We start from the raw sequence: 457 nt of genomic DNA, 5'->3' as shown, positions 1-457 counted from the left end.
ATGGCCACGAACATGGCGAAGAACATGAGCGAGGTACCCAGATCGTGTTGCACGACGAGCACTCCCATCGAGGCGATCCACACCACGATGATAGGGCCTAAGTCCTTGATGCGGGGCAGTTGCAATCCCAGCACCTTTTTGCCGCCGACAGCCAGCTGATCGCGATGATCGAAGAGATAGGCGGCAAAAAAGAACGCGAGAAAAAGTTTGGCGAATTCACCGGGCTGGAAGCTGCCGAGGCCTGGAATGCGCACCCAGATACGAGCGCCGTTGATCTCTGTGCCGATAACCGGCAGCATGGGGGAAAGCAGCAGTATCAGACCCACCACCATCGACACGTAGGAAAAGCGCCTGAGAACGCGGTAATCTCGCAGGAAGACGATGATCAGCGTCGAAAGCACCAAAGCAACGTACAGCCATATGATCTGGCGCTTGGCGATATCCCATCCCTCGCTCT

General features: G+C 56.2%; 1 protein-coding gene. It reads right to left on the bottom strand.

Going from position 1 to position 457, the window contains the following annotated elements:
* Positions 1–457, bottom strand: a 457-nt coding sequence (locus tag EIK80_RS25070; protein WP_158624758.1) for an FtsW/RodA/SpoVE family cell cycle protein, incomplete at both ends; no start/stop codon positions are given.

It is taken from the genome of Caulobacter sp. 602-1 (assembly GCF_003931565.1).
Classification (GTDB): domain Bacteria; phylum Pseudomonadota; class Alphaproteobacteria; order Caulobacterales; family Caulobacteraceae; genus Caulobacter.
Note: the sequence above shows the minus strand (reverse complement) of the source record. Positions and strands in the feature narration are given on the sequence as shown.